A 15,731-nucleotide genomic window follows, 5' to 3' on the forward strand; every position below is an offset into this window, starting at 1 on the left:
CCGATTCTCTATCAATAATTATTATAAATAACTGTAGTATTCATTTACTACTTATGCTATAGTTAAGAAGAAGATACAAGACTATTAGTCAAGGAGGCATTATCAATGACAAATAATGATAATCATTCTCAAAGAAGATTGACTACCGCAGCTGGTGCTCCAGTAGTCGACAACCAAAACTCTATGACAGCAGGTCCACGTGGTCCTGTCCTTTTACAGGACGTATGGCTGATTGAAAAACTTGCCCACTTTGATCGCGAAGTTATCCCTGAGCGTCGTATGCACGCAAAAGGATCAGGTGCTTATGGAACATTTACAGTAACAAATGATATTACTAAATATACAAGGGCCAAGCTTTTCTCCGAAGTTGGAAAACAAACAGAGATGTTTGCACGTTTTTCTACTGTTGCCGGTGAACGTGGTGCCGCTGATGCTGAACGTGATATCCGTGGTTTTGCTCTTAAGTTCTATACAGAGGAAGGTAACTGGGATTTGGTTGGAAACAACACACCTGTCTTCTTCTTTAGGGATCCACTTCAATTCCCTGACTTGAACCATGCCGTTAAACGTGATCCACGAACAAATATGCGTAGCGCAACGAACAACTGGGATTTCTGGACATCCCTGCCTGAGGCACTTCACCAAATCACAATCGTTATGAGTGACCGCGGAATTCCAGAAACATACCGTCATATGCACGGGTTCGGCAGCCACACATACAGTATGATCAATGCCGACAATGAGCGGGTTTGGGTCAAATTCCATTTCCGTTCCCAGCAAGGGATTAAAAACCTAACAGATGAGCAAGCAACTGCTTTGATCGGTACTGACCGTGAGACGCATCAGCGTGACCTGCTTGAGTCAATCGATAATGGGGACTTCCCGAAATGGAAGATGTATATCCAAGTGATGACAGAGGACCAAGCATTGAACATGCCTTACAATCCATTCGATTTAACGAAAGTATGGTATAAGGACGAGTTCCCTCTTATTGAAGTTGGAGAGTTCGAATTGAATCGTAATCCTGATAACTATTTTGCAGAAGTTGAACAAGCGGCTTTTACTCCTGCAGCTATCGTTCCAGGAATCGGTTTCTCACCAGATAAAATGTTACAAGCAAGATTGTTCTCATATGGTGACGCACAAAGATACCGTCTTGGTGTAAACCATCATCAGATCCCAGTAAACGCACCGAAGTGCCCATTCCATAGTTTCCACCGCGATGGAGCAATGCGCGTTGACGGAAACCACGGTAGCAGAACTTCTTATGAGCCAAATAGCTTTGGCGAATGGAGAGAGCAACCGGACTTCAAAGAACCGCCACTAAAAGTTTATGGAGATGCTGCACATTGGGATTTCCGTGAGGATGACGCTGATTACTTCACACAACCTGGCAAATTGTTCAACTTGATGGACGATGAACAGAAGGAAAGACTGTTTGGAAATACCGCAAGAAATTTAGGTGATGCACCTAAGGAAATTAAGTGCAAACATATCCGACACTGCTATTATGCTGATCCAGCTTACGGAGAAGGAGTCGCGAAAGCATTAGGCATTCCGATGAGTGATGTATTGGAACAAGAAGCTGTAAAATAACAACAAAACGCCAACGTACGGGGCCCCTCCCCTATCGTTGGCGTTTTTTAAAAATATCTTATATCCAAATAATTGGCCGAGTTGGAATAAAATCCTCATCCACTTCATATCCTAACAGTTATAAACCGTTACAACAAGGAGAGGTGATGAAGATGGAAACAGCAAAAACTCTTCCACAATCCAAGGATCGATTATTGAATACATGTTTTCTTCTATTTTGTTTATGTTTGATGGATGCCCTCTTCACTGATCTCGGACTACGAAATGGTCATATCCAAGAATCGAATCCATTCATGAGATACATATATGATTTGAGCATTGCTCTTTTTTATTTTGTAAAACTAAGCCTGCCATTTTTCTTATTCACATTGATGCGCCTCGTGAAACCATCAACATATTTGAAAAACTTAATCGTCATCGCGATAATCGTCTATGTTGTGGTAATCAGCATTCATATTTCCTGGATTGTGATTATGACTGCCTTCATTTAGAAGGACTTGCCGAATTGAATATATTGGCTACGATCAGCCCCGTGATGAGTGCAATTACGCTCATCACGAACGGGGTTCCACTTTCCGGTATTCCAGGGTAAATTACAAATACCGAACCGATGATCAAACCGATAATACATGCGAATGTTGCGTAGGTGTAGTTTTCCAATAGAAAACGGATTATTTTACTGCTTACGATAAAGCCGACTATTACACCCGACCCGATTACAATGATAATGGGTAAATTGAGCGTAGAAAGTGCATTTATCGCAGTCGAATATACACCAAGAAGAAGTAAGATAAATGAGCCGCTCACACCTGGTAAGAGCATTGCCATGCTTCCTAACCATCCTGCAAAGAAAAGGCCCAACACATTTTTCATCGATAACGAAGTAATCACAGTTGAATCAGCCGGGCTCATAAAAGCTGTAGAAGCAAGAGCCGCTCCAACAATAAGCAACAAGATATAATGTCCAAATTTAAAATTCTTCTTCATGCCTGCCTGTTTTGAGATGAACGGAATAACCCCAATGATTAGTCCAAGAAAGAAAAATTGTGTAGGCTGATGATAATTTTTTAATAAGAAGTCGATTACCCGACTAAAGAGCAATAATGTCAATCCGATGCCAATTGCGAGTGGCAATAAAAATCCAATATGCTTCTTCCAGTCCTTACTGAAAAATCCGCTGATTGCGGTTAACAATCGATCATATATACCAAGTATGAACGCTATTGTTCCCCCGCTCACACCTGGAATCAAGTCGCTGATTCCAATGAGAAATCCACGATAAATATTCTTCCATTCCATAAATCCATTTCCTCCAGTATTATTTCTGTGATAGTAGTATACCATCTCTCGATTGCCAACAACCATTTTAAATACAGTAGGACTTTTTTTATTTTTCTCACATATGTATGGTTGACTTTACATATTGTAAAGTGTACTATACATACGAGTGATAGTTTCCATTCAGCAGAGGAGGCTTTGGTTTGATTAAGAATCGTGTGAAAGAGTTACGTGCACGTTTTGATATTACGCAAGGTGAGTTGGCGGATCAGGTTGGTGTGACGAGACAGACTATTGTCGCGTTGGAAAAAGGGAGCTATACCCCTTCCCTGCTTCTTGCCATGAACCTCGCAGAAGTGTTCAAGCTGCCGATTGAGGAAATATTTTCAAAGGAGGAGAAGTGAAAATTGAAAATGAATATTGCTGTTTTTTTGCGAATCATGTTGCTCATTTCACTATCTGTAATGGTCTACGATTACTTAAAGATAGAGCAAAGTTTCATTCAGATGGAACGAGGGTTTATTAATGAATTCAGCTTGTACATTTCACCATGGCCAGGTCATTTTGTATTAATAACCACCATTCTTTTTTTAGTCGCCAACATCATCCAAATTATTACAGTTTGGAGAAACAAAAATGCCGATAGACGTTCATTCCTCACATTCGAATATGATGTTTCTGATGAAAGAGCTGTCGCTAATACTAGAAAAGCAGTTAGTTACGCATTTTCCATTCTACTTGTCTATTCACTATTAGCGATTGGTTCATATATGTGGATCCCTAATTATTTCGTCGATCATATTTGGTTCCCACTTTTTACAACTGCATCAATCCCTATTATCGGATTAATTTCGTATCTTATTGCTTATAAAGTGCTGCACTATAAGTGAAAGGAGAGGATTCTATGAAAGACTTAACTATTGCTATATCCTTAAGAATTATACTGATAATAGCTTTTAGTCTGCTTATGTTTAGCGTTTTTGGAATCCGCTCGTTTATTCCAGAAACCGCTCGTTTATTCCAGAAACCGCTCGTTTATCCCGGAAACCGCTCGTTTATCCCGGAAACCGCTCATTTACCTTAAAAAAAACTGTCCCGATAGTCATAACATGACTTTCAGGACAGCTTCATTTTCATTAGTTTGCAACTTTTTCTTCGCTACGACGCTTTTCGATTTCTTCCATACGTGCATCGAACTCTTCGACCGTCATATTCATCTCAACGAAATAACGGTTGCGCGGGTGCACACGGCACTCGTCCGAACAGCTGCGCATATATAGACGCTCATTTTCTTCAGAGCAAAGGATCTTTTTATTACATTCAGGATTCGCACAGTTCACATAGCGTTCGCATGGTGTACCGTCAAAATGGTCACGACCAACAACGACATGTTCAACTTGGTTAATCGGAACAGCAATCCTTTCGTCAAATACATAACATTGACCGTCCCATAGTTGGCCTTTCGCAACAGGGTCTTTACCATATGTTACGATTCCGCCTTCCAAGTGCGCAACATCCTCAAATCCTTCACGCTTCATCCAGCCTGTGAATTTCTCACATCTGATTCCACCCGTGCAATACGCAAGGACTTTTTTCCCTTCAAACAGTTCTCTATTTTCACGGACCCATTCAGGAAGATCGCGGAAATTCTCAATATCCGGACGAATCGCCCCTCTGAAATGTCCAAGATCATATTCATAATCATTTCTTGTATCAAACACAACTGTGTTTTCATCTTGCATTGCTTTCAGGAATTCTTCAGGTTTCAAATATTGACCTGTCAATTCCAAAGGATTGATATCTTCTTCAAGGCTTAAGTTAACGATTTCTTTTCGATGACGTACGTGCATTTTTTTGAATGCATGTCCATCTGCCTCGTCGATTTTGAACCAAAGATCCTTGAAGCGCTCATCGCTATGCATCATAGCCATATATGCATCGGTTTGTTCAATAGTTCCTGAACAAGTACCATTAATGCCTTCCGCTCCAATAAGAATACGACCTTTCAATCCATGTTCCTTACAAAACGCCAAATGTTCGGCAGCAAATGTTTCTGGGTCTTCGATGTGTACGTATTTATAGTACAACAATACCCGATATGCTCCTTTTTCCATTTCTTCGACCACCTTCTGTTTGTTTTCTTTGCAGTAGAATTAACAGCCTGATCGGTTTTACAACTATTTAATTGTAAACACATGACAGCTCACCCGTATTTGCAAGATCCGGGCCTCAGACATTATACCACAAAACCCGATATTGAAAAAGCATTTATTAATTATAACTGACCAATGTAAATGCTTTCCGTTCCGGGCGGACGCTTTCCGCGGGCATGGCTTTAGTCTCCTCGTCGCTTCGCTCCTGCGGGGTCTTCAGCTCATGCTTTTCCCGCAGGAGTCGCCGCCCTGCACTCCAAGCGTAAGATTTTTTTATAAAATAATATAATCTTTTCCTTTTAAATCTAATTGTTTCATAGCAATGATGGTGTATACTATAAGTATCGAAGATTCGACATTATTTTCGAGAATCTGAAACTATCCACTACATATCCACGTCTAACAAAATAGAAGGTCTGAGTGATCACGGTCTTTTGAAATTTCAATAAGGGAGTCCCGCAATATGAAAAAACCACGCCATAAAACACGTTCCATTTGGATCGATATTATCTTTTCATCAACTATCATTCTATTGACAGTTGCCGCTATTCTTTTAACCTTATCACCAAATAAAAATCAAACCGCTTCAACTCCCATTGAAAAGGAACACCCTGTGGTGGATTCAATAGAAACCGAAGTGATAGATTCCAATTATCCAGGCATTAAAATCGTAACCAAAACATCAAATGACAAAAAAGCCCCCTTTGCTATACAATATCCTCAAAGTACAATTGATTCTTTTAATGAAAGAGTTCTAAATTATGTCACGAACGTCCAAGAAGAATATATGGAAACGATGAAAAACAAAAGTCTTCTTGATGAAAACACAAAAGGTGAATTGAATATATCCTACGAAACCTTAACACATTCTTCAGGTAACTATTCTTTCGTACTCGTCAATAACAGTAATTTCAGTGATTCAACTAAAGGAACTACAGAAATTCGTACCTTCCATCTAAATCCCGAAACAGGAGATAGCTATTCGATAGCTGATTTGTTAGAAGGTGATATTGATCGATTACGCCAATTGTCTGCTTGGGTATTAGCGGAAATCCAAACCGACGAAGCGTTAACGAAGCATCTTCACTTGGAACAATTGGAACAATATACAGAACCTAATTGGGGAAATTTCCAGTACTACGCGGTCACCGATGATTCACTTATATTTTACTTTGACGAAAATACGATAGCTGATGATTCCGTTGGACCAATTATCATCTCTTTATCTATGAATAAATCAGCTAACCTTCTGTTGGATACATTTAAACCGAAAAGCGTCGAATCTTCGAAGGATGACTCGTCACTTGAAAAGGAAGAGGATTCTACGACTGAGAATACCGAATCAGAAGACGCTATTGAAGTTGAGGATTCCGAAGAGTCAACTGAAACCATTACAGATGGAAAAAAAGTAGCTTTAACATTTGATGACGGTCCCGACCCAAAGGTGACAAGACAAATAGTAGAAATACTTGAAAAGCATAATGCAAAAGCAACATTCTTCATGTTAGGCAGTCGGGTAGAGTATTATCCGGAAATTGCTAAAGAAGTTTTCGATGCAGGCCATGAAGTGGCTAACCATACTTGGAATCATGCAGATTTAACGAAATTGACTCCTGAGCGGATGGCAAAAGAAATCAACGAAACGACAGCAATAATTGAACAGGTGACCGGAGCAGAAGTCACAGCATACAGGCCTCCATATGGCGCAGTGAATGAAAAAGTACGCAAGCATTTGAGTCTGCCCACCGTTTTATGGGATGTGGACACACGTGACTGGGAGCATCGTAACTCACAAAAAATGATTCAGAACATAAAACAAAATACAAAAGATGGCAGCATCATTCTTATGCACGACATCCACCAATCGACAGCAGACGGCCTCGATGCTGCACTCACCTATTTGGAAAGTGAAGGTTATCAATTCGTCACAGTTTCAGAGTTATTATCAAACCCTTGAACAATTTGTTCAAGGGTTTTTCTATCTTTTTCGAGAATCACTTGTTATAATAAGATTAGAACAGATTGGAGGGATTAGATTGTTCATTCAAATCGAACCGACATCGGAAATACCGATTTATACACAATTGGCTAATCAATTAATCGAGTTGATAGCAGCTGGAACATTACAACCTTCCGAAGCTTTGCCATCGGTCCGTTCCCTGGCAGCTGATCTCGGTGTTAACATGCATACAGTAAACAAGGCATATCATGAATTAGAACGGAAAAACATCATTCAAATCATTCCCAAGTCGGGTGCTGTTATTAACTCAATTTCAAACAGTGGACCAAGCGTGTCTCAAGTCGACCATATAAAGCAATTTATGAAACCGCTCCTTGCAGAATCGATTGTCTACGGAATGGATGAGGAAGAAATTTTATCAATCGCAACGTCAATCATTTCAGAAATTAGGGAGGGAAAAGAATGACAGTATCCATATTTCTTGCAATCATTATTTTTTTAACACTGATTCAAGCCGCAATTCCACGATTGCTTAAAAAAACTATCGTATTCGGTGTAACGATACCCGAAACGAATGTTGAAGACGAGAAATTGTCCAGCTACAAAAAAATCTATTCAACAATTATTCTGTTAACTGGATTGATTGGTATACTTCTATTAGTATTTCAAGGTTTTGGTAGTGATTTGCAGGAGGAAAAAATAGTAATTAGTGGACTCATTGTTCAGTTTGGCATTCTCTTTGTAAGCATGATTCTCTATTTATATTTCCATATACAAACGACAAAACGAAAACGGGAGATGAAATGGGGAGAAAATCTTAAAAAGGTTCGAGTTGCCGATTTAGCGAGCCGTTCCAATGATGAAATGCTTCCTTCAATAATCTTCGCGTTGCCAATGGCCATTACGATCGGACTAATCGCCTATACCATTAGCCAATATTCAGCTATGCCAGACATGATTCCTACCCATTGGGGTCCAGATGGTCAACCCGATGCCTTCACAGAAAAAAATCCATTCTCCGTCATTGCACTTTTACTAATTTTACTTGTCATGCAAGGGATGATGGTGGCGATCAATACGTTCACAAAGAAATCCGGTGTAAAGCTAAACGCTGCAAGAAGAAAGTCATCCCGCATCCAGCAATTATCCTTTCGAAAATATACAAGCTGGTTCATGTTTTTAACGACTATATTGATAACAATCCTTTTCGGTTTCTTCCAGATGACAACAATTCATGGTGAATTTGCAGGGTCAATGATAATGATGGTGTTACCGCTTGCCTTCTTACTCGTCATCTTGCTTGCGACCGCATTTTACGCTTTCAAAGTCGGTCAAGGGGGTTCTCGTATCCATACCGAGGTTGTCGATGAGGAAACACCGGGCATTACGGATTTGGATGATGACCAGTACTGGAAGGCCGGTGTGTTTTATGTAAACAAAAACGACCCATCCATCTTTGTTGAAAAGAGGTTCGGGGTCGGTTGGACGATCAATTTCGGCAATCCAATCGGATATTTGGTTTTGATTGGGCCACTTCTGATCATTTTGGTAATATCATTTTTATTATAAAGTTCAAAAAAAAAACCGGCATTGGCCGGTTTTTTTAGTTGAATACACTTGTGCTGTGCAATGGTTGAAGTCTTGCTTTCGGATCGATATATGCTTTGGCATGGTTTACTGCAGTAGGGGCTTCCCCTAATCCAACAGCTATCAGCTTCACTTTACCATCGTAGCTTGTTACATCACCCGCGGCATAGATCCCTTCAATATTCGTTTCCATCCGTGAGTTGACAAGGATGGAGTTTCGATCCATGTCAAGTCCCCACTCTTTTATCGCACCAAGTGATGAAATATTACCGTAATTGACGATTACGTGATCGACAGCGACTCTCTCTTCTTGGCCATCTTTTTGTGCAAGAACGACTTCTTTTACATTACCGCCTTCTCCAACGATCGATTTAACGGCACGTGAAGTAAGGACATTCACTTTTGAAGACATCAACTGGTTAACACTTGTTTCATGAGCAGTAAACCGTTCGCGTCTATGGACAAGTGACACGTTTGAAGCAATATCTTCAAGCATTAGCGCCCAATCGACAGCCGAGTCCCCACCACCGCATATAAGTACTTCTTTACCTTTAAATAAAGAAAGATCTTTTATGCCGTAATGCAAAGTGCTTCCTTCAAAATCACTTTCTTCCGCCAAACCAATTTTACGTGGTTGGAATGCACCAATTCCAGCCGTTAACAGAATCGTACGTGTCAAATGAGTACCTTTATCCGTTTTGAGGATAAAATGATCCCCATTACGCTCAGCGGAAATCGCAGTTTCCCCAAGGTGGATTTCAGGTTTAGAATAATGTGCTTGCGTTACAAGATTTGCAACCAAATCCTTTGCAAGGATTTTAGGAAAACCACCGACATCATAAATATATTTATCCGGATAAAGTTCGACAAGCTGCCCACCAAGTTGAGGAAGACTATCGATTATTTTAACGGACATTTCCCTCATGCCTGCATAAAAAGATGCAAAAAGTCCAGTTGGTCCCCCGCCTATAATTGTAATATCGACTATTTCATTCTTCATCTATAAACACTCCAATTTTCTTTGACTTAGGATGCATGCGAAAACTGTTTTGGTGTATCCTCACCTATCTACTCTACACATTATCTACTACTTTTCAAATAAAAACACATTATGTGTTTAGTAGTCTTCCGTTAAATGCTCCTCGCAGAATGCCGCAATTGCAGCTTCCTCGTCCTCTTCAAGTGCAAAGTCAAGTACCTTGTCAGTTTCCCGCTCAAACAGATTGCAGGACGCAACTTTACCTTCCTCACCATCTATCGCATAGATAACCCGGACACCGGTCCCTTGCTCCGTGTAAAGCTCATCTTCCTCGTCGAACTTCACATATATCCGGAATTCAAAACGTCTTCCTGAAAGAATCCCTGTCGGATCGATCAGTTCTTCCATACTGTATTCAATAACTTCCATCTCGCACACCCTTACATTATTTACTCCCCTTATTTTACAACAAACTCGAATGCAGAGCACAATTAAAGGCCTTCCGATAGGACGATATTAAATAAATCCTAATTTCCCCAATTTTTCTTTTGCATTTTCTAATTGATTGATGAACAATGAAGATAGTGAATAATTTTCACATTAAACAAACGGGGGTAGGAGTATGTTGAAATTTGAAGAGTATCAGTACACAAGACCGGACATGGAAAGCATCAAAAGTGAATTCAACGAATTGCTTGAACAATTCCGTTCCGCAAATTCATTTGAGGAACAGAACGAAGTTATCGCAAAGCTGAATGCCATCGGAAGTAATTATTCCACACATGCCAACTTGGCTTATATCCGCTCGTCCATCAACACGAATGACGAGTTCTATCAACAAGAGCGAGAATTCTTTGATGAAATCGGACCTGAATTCCAGGAGCTTGGGACAGCCTTCTACAAGGAATTGGTCGTAACTCCTTTCCGCAATCAGCTTGAAGAAAAATGGGGCTCACAATTATTTGCCTTGGCAGATAATGCAATTAAATCCTTCTCGCCAGAAGTCCTTCCATTGCTTCAAAAAGAAAATAAGTTAACGACTGAATACGCAAAACTCGTTGCTTCCGCTCAAATCGAATTCGATGGGAAAACATTAACCCTTGCACAAATGGGACCTTATGCGGAATCTACAGATCGAGATGTACGAAAAGCAGCCATGACGGCGTCCTACTCGTTCTACGCGGAAAACGGCGAAGCGTTCGACCGTATTTATGACGACCTTGTCAAAGTCAGACATGAAATCGCAACGAAGCTTGGATTTGCTAACTTTGTAGAGTTAGGCTATGCACGTATGAACAGAATTGGTTATAATGCCGAAATGGTAAAGAACTTCCGTGACCAAGTCCGCGATCATATTGTGCCGCTTGCAACGAAGTTGTACAAGCGCCAAGCGGACCGCATCGGTGTAGACGAATTAAAGTTCTATGATCAATCCCTTAACTTCCTAAGCGGAAATGCTACACCGAAGGGCTCACCAGATTGGATCATTGAAAACGGTAAAAAGATGTATTCTGAGCTTTCAACGGAAACAAATGAATTCTTCACGTATATGACGGACAAGCACCTTCTTGACCTTGAAGCAAAGAAAGGGAAAGAGACAGGCGGATATTGCACATTCATCGATGACTATGATTCGCCATTCATCTTTTCGAACTTCAACGGTACATCCGGTGACATCGATGTCCTGACACACGAAGCGGGCCACGCTTTCCAAGTATATTGCAGCCGAAACATCGGAATTCCAGAATATGTTTGGCCAACGCACGAGGGTGCTGAAATCCATTCGATGAGTATGGAGTTCTTCACCTGGCCATGGATGGAGCTATTCTTTGAAGAAGAAACGGAAAAATACAAGTTCGCACACTTAAGCAGCGGATTGTTATTTTTACCATACGGAGTTGCAGTTGATGAATTCCAGCACATCGTATATGAGAACCCAGAAATGACGCCTGCAGAGCGTAAGGCTGCATGGAAAGAAATCGAAAAAACGTATTTGCCAATGCGGGATTATGACGGTAATCCATATCTTGAAGCAGGTTCGATTTGGCAACGTCAATCTCATATTTATGAAGCGCCATTCTATTATATTGACTATACATTGGCTCAAATATGTGCTTTCCAATTCTGGAAGCGTTCATTCGAAAATCGGGAAGAAGCTTGGAATGATTACTTGCACCTTTGCAAGTTGGGCGGTTCTAAGAAATTCACGGATCTTGTTGGGGAAGCAAACCTCATTTCACCATTTGAAGACGGCTGTGTCGAATCGGTAGTAGGATCTATCGAAGACTGGTTAAACTCGGTTGATGACAAAGCATTATAAGATGCAAAAAGGGCTGCCATTTTCCCGGCAGCCCTTTTAAATTCCGTTTTTAATTATTACATTAATCCTACTGCATTTCCTTTTTCATCGATATCCATATGAAGTGCTGCAGGAGTTTTTGGCAATCCTGGCATTGTCATAATGTCCCCCGTTAGGCAAACAAGGAATCCAGCTCCAAGTTTTGGAATGATTTCACGGATTGTAATCGTAAAGTCTTCCGGTCTTCCAAGTTTCTTAGGGTCATCTGAAAACGAATATTGTGTTTTAGCCATGCAGACAGGAAGGATATCCCAACCATTTTGTTCAATTTGTATCAGATCTTTTCTTGCTTTATCCGTCAAGACGATACCTTTACCGCCATACACCTTTTGCACGATAGTCGTAATTTTTTCAACTACAGACTGTTCGACATTATATAGTGGTGCAAAGTCATTTGGTTCATCGATAAGCTCCAACACATGTTTTGCGAGGTCTAATCCACCTTCGCCTCCAAGGCCCCATACGTCCGTCAATGCGGCACGTACGCCCTTATCCTTACACCAATTCAGGACATAGTCAAGTTCCGCTCTGGAATCAGTGATAAAGCGATTCAATGCTACAACCGGTTGAACTCCGAAAGCCCTGACTGTTTCCAAGTGTTTTTCCAAGTTCACGATTCCATCCATTACTGCTTGGACATTTTCTGCAGCAAGGTCCGTTTTATTTACCCCGCCATGCATTTTCAAAGCACGGATTGTCGTTACAACTACGACTGCATCTGGTGCAAATCCACCTTTACGCGCTTTAATATCCACGAACTTCTCTGCACCTAAATCTGATCCGAAGCCAGCCTCCGTCACGACGATATCCGCAAGTTGCCTTGCAGTGTTTGTTGCCATCAACGAGTTGCAGCCATGCGCGATATTCGCGAATGGGCCACCGTGGATTAAAGCAGGAGTCCCTTCAATTGTTTGTACAAGATTCGGTTTGAAAGCTTCCTTCAACAATAATGTAAGTGCACCTTCAACACCAAGATCTCTAACAGTAACTGCTTCTTTCTGATAGGTGTATCCGATCACCATCTGTGATAGACGCTCTTTCAAGTCACTGAGGCTTGTAGCTAAACAGAATACAGCCATGATTTCTGAAGCTACCGTAATGTCAAATCCGTCTTCTCTTGGAACCCCCTGTGTAGGACCTCCAAGGCCGATTGTAATATGTCTTAACGCACGATCGTTCATATCAAGTGCACGTTTCCAAGTGATCCTTCTTGGGTCGATACCCAGTGCATTCCCCTGATGAATATGATTATCTATAATTGCACTTAGCGCATTATTTGCTGTTGTAATTGCATGAATATCACCGTTGAAATGAAGGTTAATTTCCTCCATTGGCAATACTTGTGCATACCCACCCCCTGCTGCGCCGCCTTTCACTCCCATAACTGGACCAAGTGACGGCTCACGCAAAGCAATCATCGACTTCTCACCTAACCTTGACAATGCATCAGCCAAGCCGACAGTTACAGTGGATTTCCCTTCTCCCGCCGGTGTCGGGCTTGTTGCTGTCACTAAAACCACCTTCCCAAACGATTGGGCAACAGGCAATTTGCTAACATCGATTTTCGCTTTGTAACGACCATATGGTTCCACTGCCTCTTCAGGAATACCCGCATTTTCCGCGATTTCCAAAATAGGCTTCATGACTGCCGCGTTTGCAATTGATAGATCTGTCAATGGTTTTGCTTTTTCCGTCAAAATAACCCCAACCCTTCCCTTTTACTCTCAGTATAGATTAAATCCCAAACTATGACCCTTAAAAGATTAACTTAATCATGACAATTCACAAATTGTCTGCAATTCTATCATACAACATTATCAAAATATTTTCATACATATAATAAAAAACGCAAAGACTATTCTTTGCGCTTATGACTATGATTATTTAGTTGATAGTGACTTTAATGTAACTACTACAATTTCGGGTTGATTGAATACTCGGATTGGAACAATACTATTTCCAAGACCACGGCTAATTATTAGATGGGTACCACTTTTTTCGTGGATGCCTGAAGTGAATTCAGGGAACCATCCTTGACCGGGGGCAATTATTCCACCAATTCCCGGGATTCTGATCTGTCCCCCATGTGCATGGCCGCTGAAGACAAGATCGATTTTCCTTGACACATAACGATCTAACTCATAAGGACGGTGTGATAATAGCATTTTAAACATATCATCCGGGACATTTTCAAAAGCTATATCCAAAGCCGTTTCCACATACTGATCCTCTGTTTGAATACTGGACAGCGGATCATCGATGCCGCCGACGGCAATTTTTACTTCGTCACCAATAAGTAAGGACTCATTGGTCAACACATGTACACCTAACTGTTCTAACTGTGTTTTGATAAATTCAACATCATTCGTGGAAACTTCATGGTTACCAGTCACATAAAAAAAGGGTGCAACGGATTGTAACTGTGTAATGATTTTCAAACTTTTTTCCAAATCGTATCGATTTCCATCGATAAAATCCCCCGTTATAAATATCGCGTTCGGGGATAGTTGTTTCACTTTATCCACAAGCTTTGAGTTGTCTTCGCCGAATTCCGAATCGTGGATATCCGACAATTGAACAATCCGATAATTATCGAAGTGCGTTGGTAGCCTTAATGACTCTATTTCGTGAAAGGTGACTCCTATCGAGGAATTTTCTTTATAAAGATATAAGCCAACTAAAAGTATAAGTATTAAAATGATAAGTATTGCTTTTAACTTTCCTCGTATCACTACTCTTTAAATCCAACGCTTCTTAATTTTGGCAAGCTCCAATAATTCTAACACATCTTTTTTAGGTAATTCAGTCAAGATTGTAAGTAGTTCACGCTCTGCAAGCCGTCTACCTCTACCGCTACGATAGCGGTCCTTATTCATCGCGTCGATTGAACTATATAATTCTGTTAAGTTGCCATCTTGCTCATCTTCAACATTGCCGATACTTAAATTCTCACGTAATCGTTCATAGAGCATATCGACATTTGAAGAACTATTTGTAGTAAATGCACGAGATGTATTTGGATCCCCTAAAATCAGTTCATCAGTTGAAATATTAAATCTGTCTGAGATTTTCGCAATCCAGGCAGCTGAGGGGGCATTCTTTCCTTTCTCCCAATCTTTAATCCTACTTGCTGATGTACCTATTGCCGCGCCAAAGGCCATCATTGATAAGCCTCTTTGCTCCCTGAGGGCCTTTAGCCTTACTCCAAAGTCTTCTTTACTCCAATCGTTCACGGTAATGCCTCCTCCTATTTACTTATCTCTATAATATTTTCCACAGGTCGCCATGTCAATATTAATTATTTTTCTATTAAATAATTAATAGCCTGTATGTTGCCTCTTATAATTTTCTTCATTCTTCTCTATATAGGCATTAATTATTTCCGCATAAGAAAAGCCAAGCTTTGAAGCTATTGAACCATAATGAATCCACAAGTTTTCATAGTTTCCAAGCGTAGGCTCATTGATGAATGACTGAATCGAGGAAATCGTATGGATAAAGACTTCTGTCAATTCACCATTCACTTCGCCCACTGGCCATTCATCAAGAGTATCGAAACCCTTTTCTATGCCGAGTGATAAAATAAAATGGATGGAATCGACGTATTCCTCTAAGATCACTGCTCGTTCAGATGGACCTTTTGTACTCCAGAATTTAAAGCATCTTGTCTCATTTGCTAATTCTGCGAGCTCAACGACAAGGGCAAGCCCTTTTTCTTTAAATACATCTCTTTTAACGTCCTGATTTGTTTGTATGAAAGTATCTAATTCTCTTTGCATCGTAAATAAGGTTGAAAAGTTCATTTAAATCCTCCAAAAT

The 15,731-nt window shown here is 40.6% G+C and carries 16 protein-coding genes; 8 read left to right on the forward strand and 8 right to left on the reverse strand.

Annotation, left to right across the window (positions count from 1 at the left end; all coding sequences use genetic code 11):
• Positions 1-105 precede the first annotated feature (105 nt).
• Both NSQ43_RS13255 and NSQ43_RS13260 read left to right on the forward strand, forming a co-directional pair.
• Complete coding sequence (locus NSQ43_RS13255) at positions 106-1,596, forward strand: catalase (RefSeq protein WP_339250909.1); 1,491 nt, start codon at positions 106-108, stop codon at positions 1,594-1,596.
• Positions 1,597-1,748: 152 nt separating this feature from the next.
• Positions 1,749-2,087, forward strand: a complete 339-nt coding sequence (locus NSQ43_RS13260; protein ID WP_339250911.1) for a DUF5658 family protein — start codon at positions 1,749-1,751, stop codon at positions 2,085-2,087.
• On the opposite strand, the gene NSQ43_RS13265 is transcribed toward NSQ43_RS13260, so the two are convergent.
• Positions 2,080-2,895, reverse strand: a complete 816-nt coding sequence (locus NSQ43_RS13265; protein ID WP_339250913.1) for a DUF368 domain-containing protein — start codon at positions 2,893-2,895, stop codon at positions 2,080-2,082. The two genes, NSQ43_RS13260 and NSQ43_RS13265, sit on opposite strands and share 8 nt — an antisense overlap.
• A gap of 182 nt (positions 2,896-3,077) precedes the next feature.
• Here NSQ43_RS13265 and NSQ43_RS13270 point away from each other — a divergent pair, with 182 nt between their 5' ends.
• Together NSQ43_RS13270 and NSQ43_RS13275 are read left to right on the forward strand one after the other, a co-directional pair.
• The gene (locus NSQ43_RS13270; protein WP_339250915.1) at positions 3,078-3,278 is read left to right on the forward strand and encodes a helix-turn-helix transcriptional regulator; all 201 of its coding nucleotides are present in this window, start codon (positions 3,078-3,080) and stop codon (positions 3,276-3,278) included.
• Between the two features lie 3 nt (positions 3,279-3,281).
• A complete protein-coding gene (locus NSQ43_RS13275; protein ID WP_339250917.1) occupies positions 3,282-3,764 on the forward strand; it encodes a hypothetical protein in 483 nt (160 codons plus the stop codon).
• Between the two features lie 246 nt (positions 3,765-4,010).
• Here NSQ43_RS13275 and NSQ43_RS13280 read toward each other — a convergent pair whose 3' ends face one another.
• A complete protein-coding gene (locus NSQ43_RS13280) occupies positions 4,011-4,988 on the reverse strand; it encodes a rhodanese-related sulfurtransferase (protein ID WP_339250919.1) in 978 nt (325 codons plus the stop codon).
• A gap of 502 nt (positions 4,989-5,490) precedes the next feature.
• Between NSQ43_RS13280 and NSQ43_RS13285 the strand changes: the two genes are divergently transcribed.
• The 3 genes from NSQ43_RS13285 (at position 5,491) to NSQ43_RS13295 (ending at position 8,556) form a co-directional block, all read left to right on the forward strand.
• Positions 5,491-6,984: a polysaccharide deacetylase family protein gene (locus NSQ43_RS13285; RefSeq protein WP_339250921.1), complete on the forward strand. Its 1,494-nt coding sequence runs from the start codon at positions 5,491-5,493 to the stop codon at positions 6,982-6,984.
• 79 nt (positions 6,985-7,063) lie between these two features.
• Positions 7,064-7,453, forward strand: a complete 390-nt coding sequence (locus NSQ43_RS13290; protein ID WP_339250922.1) for a GntR family transcriptional regulator — start codon at positions 7,064-7,066, stop codon at positions 7,451-7,453.
• Positions 7,450-8,556 carry a DUF5808 domain-containing protein gene (locus tag NSQ43_RS13295; protein ID WP_339250924.1) on the forward strand — a complete coding sequence of 369 codons (1,107 nt, stop codon included), beginning with the start codon at positions 7,450-7,452 and terminating at the stop codon, positions 8,554-8,556. The genes NSQ43_RS13290 and NSQ43_RS13295 overlap by 4 nt, the downstream gene beginning before the upstream one ends.
• A 34-nt stretch (positions 8,557-8,590) precedes the next feature.
• Here NSQ43_RS13295 and NSQ43_RS13300 read toward each other — a convergent pair whose 3' ends face one another.
• Both NSQ43_RS13300 and NSQ43_RS13305 read right to left on the reverse strand, forming a co-directional pair.
• Positions 8,591-9,574 (reverse strand): NAD(P)/FAD-dependent oxidoreductase, encoded by a 984-nt coding sequence (locus NSQ43_RS13300; protein WP_339250926.1) that lies wholly within the window; start codon positions 9,572-9,574, stop codon positions 8,591-8,593.
• Between the two features lie 117 nt (positions 9,575-9,691).
• Positions 9,692-9,982 (reverse strand): DUF6509 family protein, encoded by a 291-nt coding sequence (locus NSQ43_RS13305; RefSeq protein ID WP_339250928.1) that lies wholly within the window; start codon positions 9,980-9,982, stop codon positions 9,692-9,694.
• A gap of 193 nt (positions 9,983-10,175) precedes the next feature.
• Between NSQ43_RS13305 and NSQ43_RS13310 the strand changes: the two genes are divergently transcribed.
• Positions 10,176-11,873, forward strand: coding sequence for a M3 family oligoendopeptidase (locus NSQ43_RS13310; protein WP_339250930.1), 1,698 nt, complete (start codon positions 10,176-10,178; stop codon positions 11,871-11,873).
• A gap of 56 nt (positions 11,874-11,929) precedes the next feature.
• Here the strand turns inward: NSQ43_RS13310 and NSQ43_RS13315 are convergent, their stop codons facing one another.
• From NSQ43_RS13315 to NSQ43_RS13330, 4 genes are all read right to left on the reverse strand, one after another.
• Positions 11,930-13,609, reverse strand: a complete 1,680-nt coding sequence (locus tag NSQ43_RS13315) for a formate--tetrahydrofolate ligase (protein ID WP_339250932.1) — start codon at positions 13,607-13,609, stop codon at positions 11,930-11,932.
• 183 nt (positions 13,610-13,792) lie between these two features.
• The gene (locus tag NSQ43_RS13320) at positions 13,793-14,644 is read right to left on the reverse strand and encodes a metallophosphoesterase (RefSeq protein WP_339250934.1); all 852 of its coding nucleotides are present in this window, start codon (positions 14,642-14,644) and stop codon (positions 13,793-13,795) included.
• A 6-nt stretch (positions 14,645-14,650) separates the two neighbouring features.
• Positions 14,651-15,145, reverse strand: coding sequence for a helix-turn-helix domain-containing protein (locus NSQ43_RS13325; RefSeq protein ID WP_339250935.1), 495 nt, complete (start codon positions 15,143-15,145; stop codon positions 14,651-14,653).
• A gap of 84 nt (positions 15,146-15,229) precedes the next feature.
• A complete protein-coding gene (locus tag NSQ43_RS13330; protein ID WP_339250937.1) occupies positions 15,230-15,715 on the reverse strand; it encodes a dUTP diphosphatase in 486 nt (161 codons plus the stop codon).
• Positions 15,716-15,731: the final 16 nt, after the last annotated feature.

It is taken from the genome of Sporosarcina sp. FSL W8-0480 (assembly GCF_037963765.1).
Classification (GTDB): Bacteria; Bacillota; Bacilli; order Bacillales_A; family Planococcaceae; genus Sporosarcina.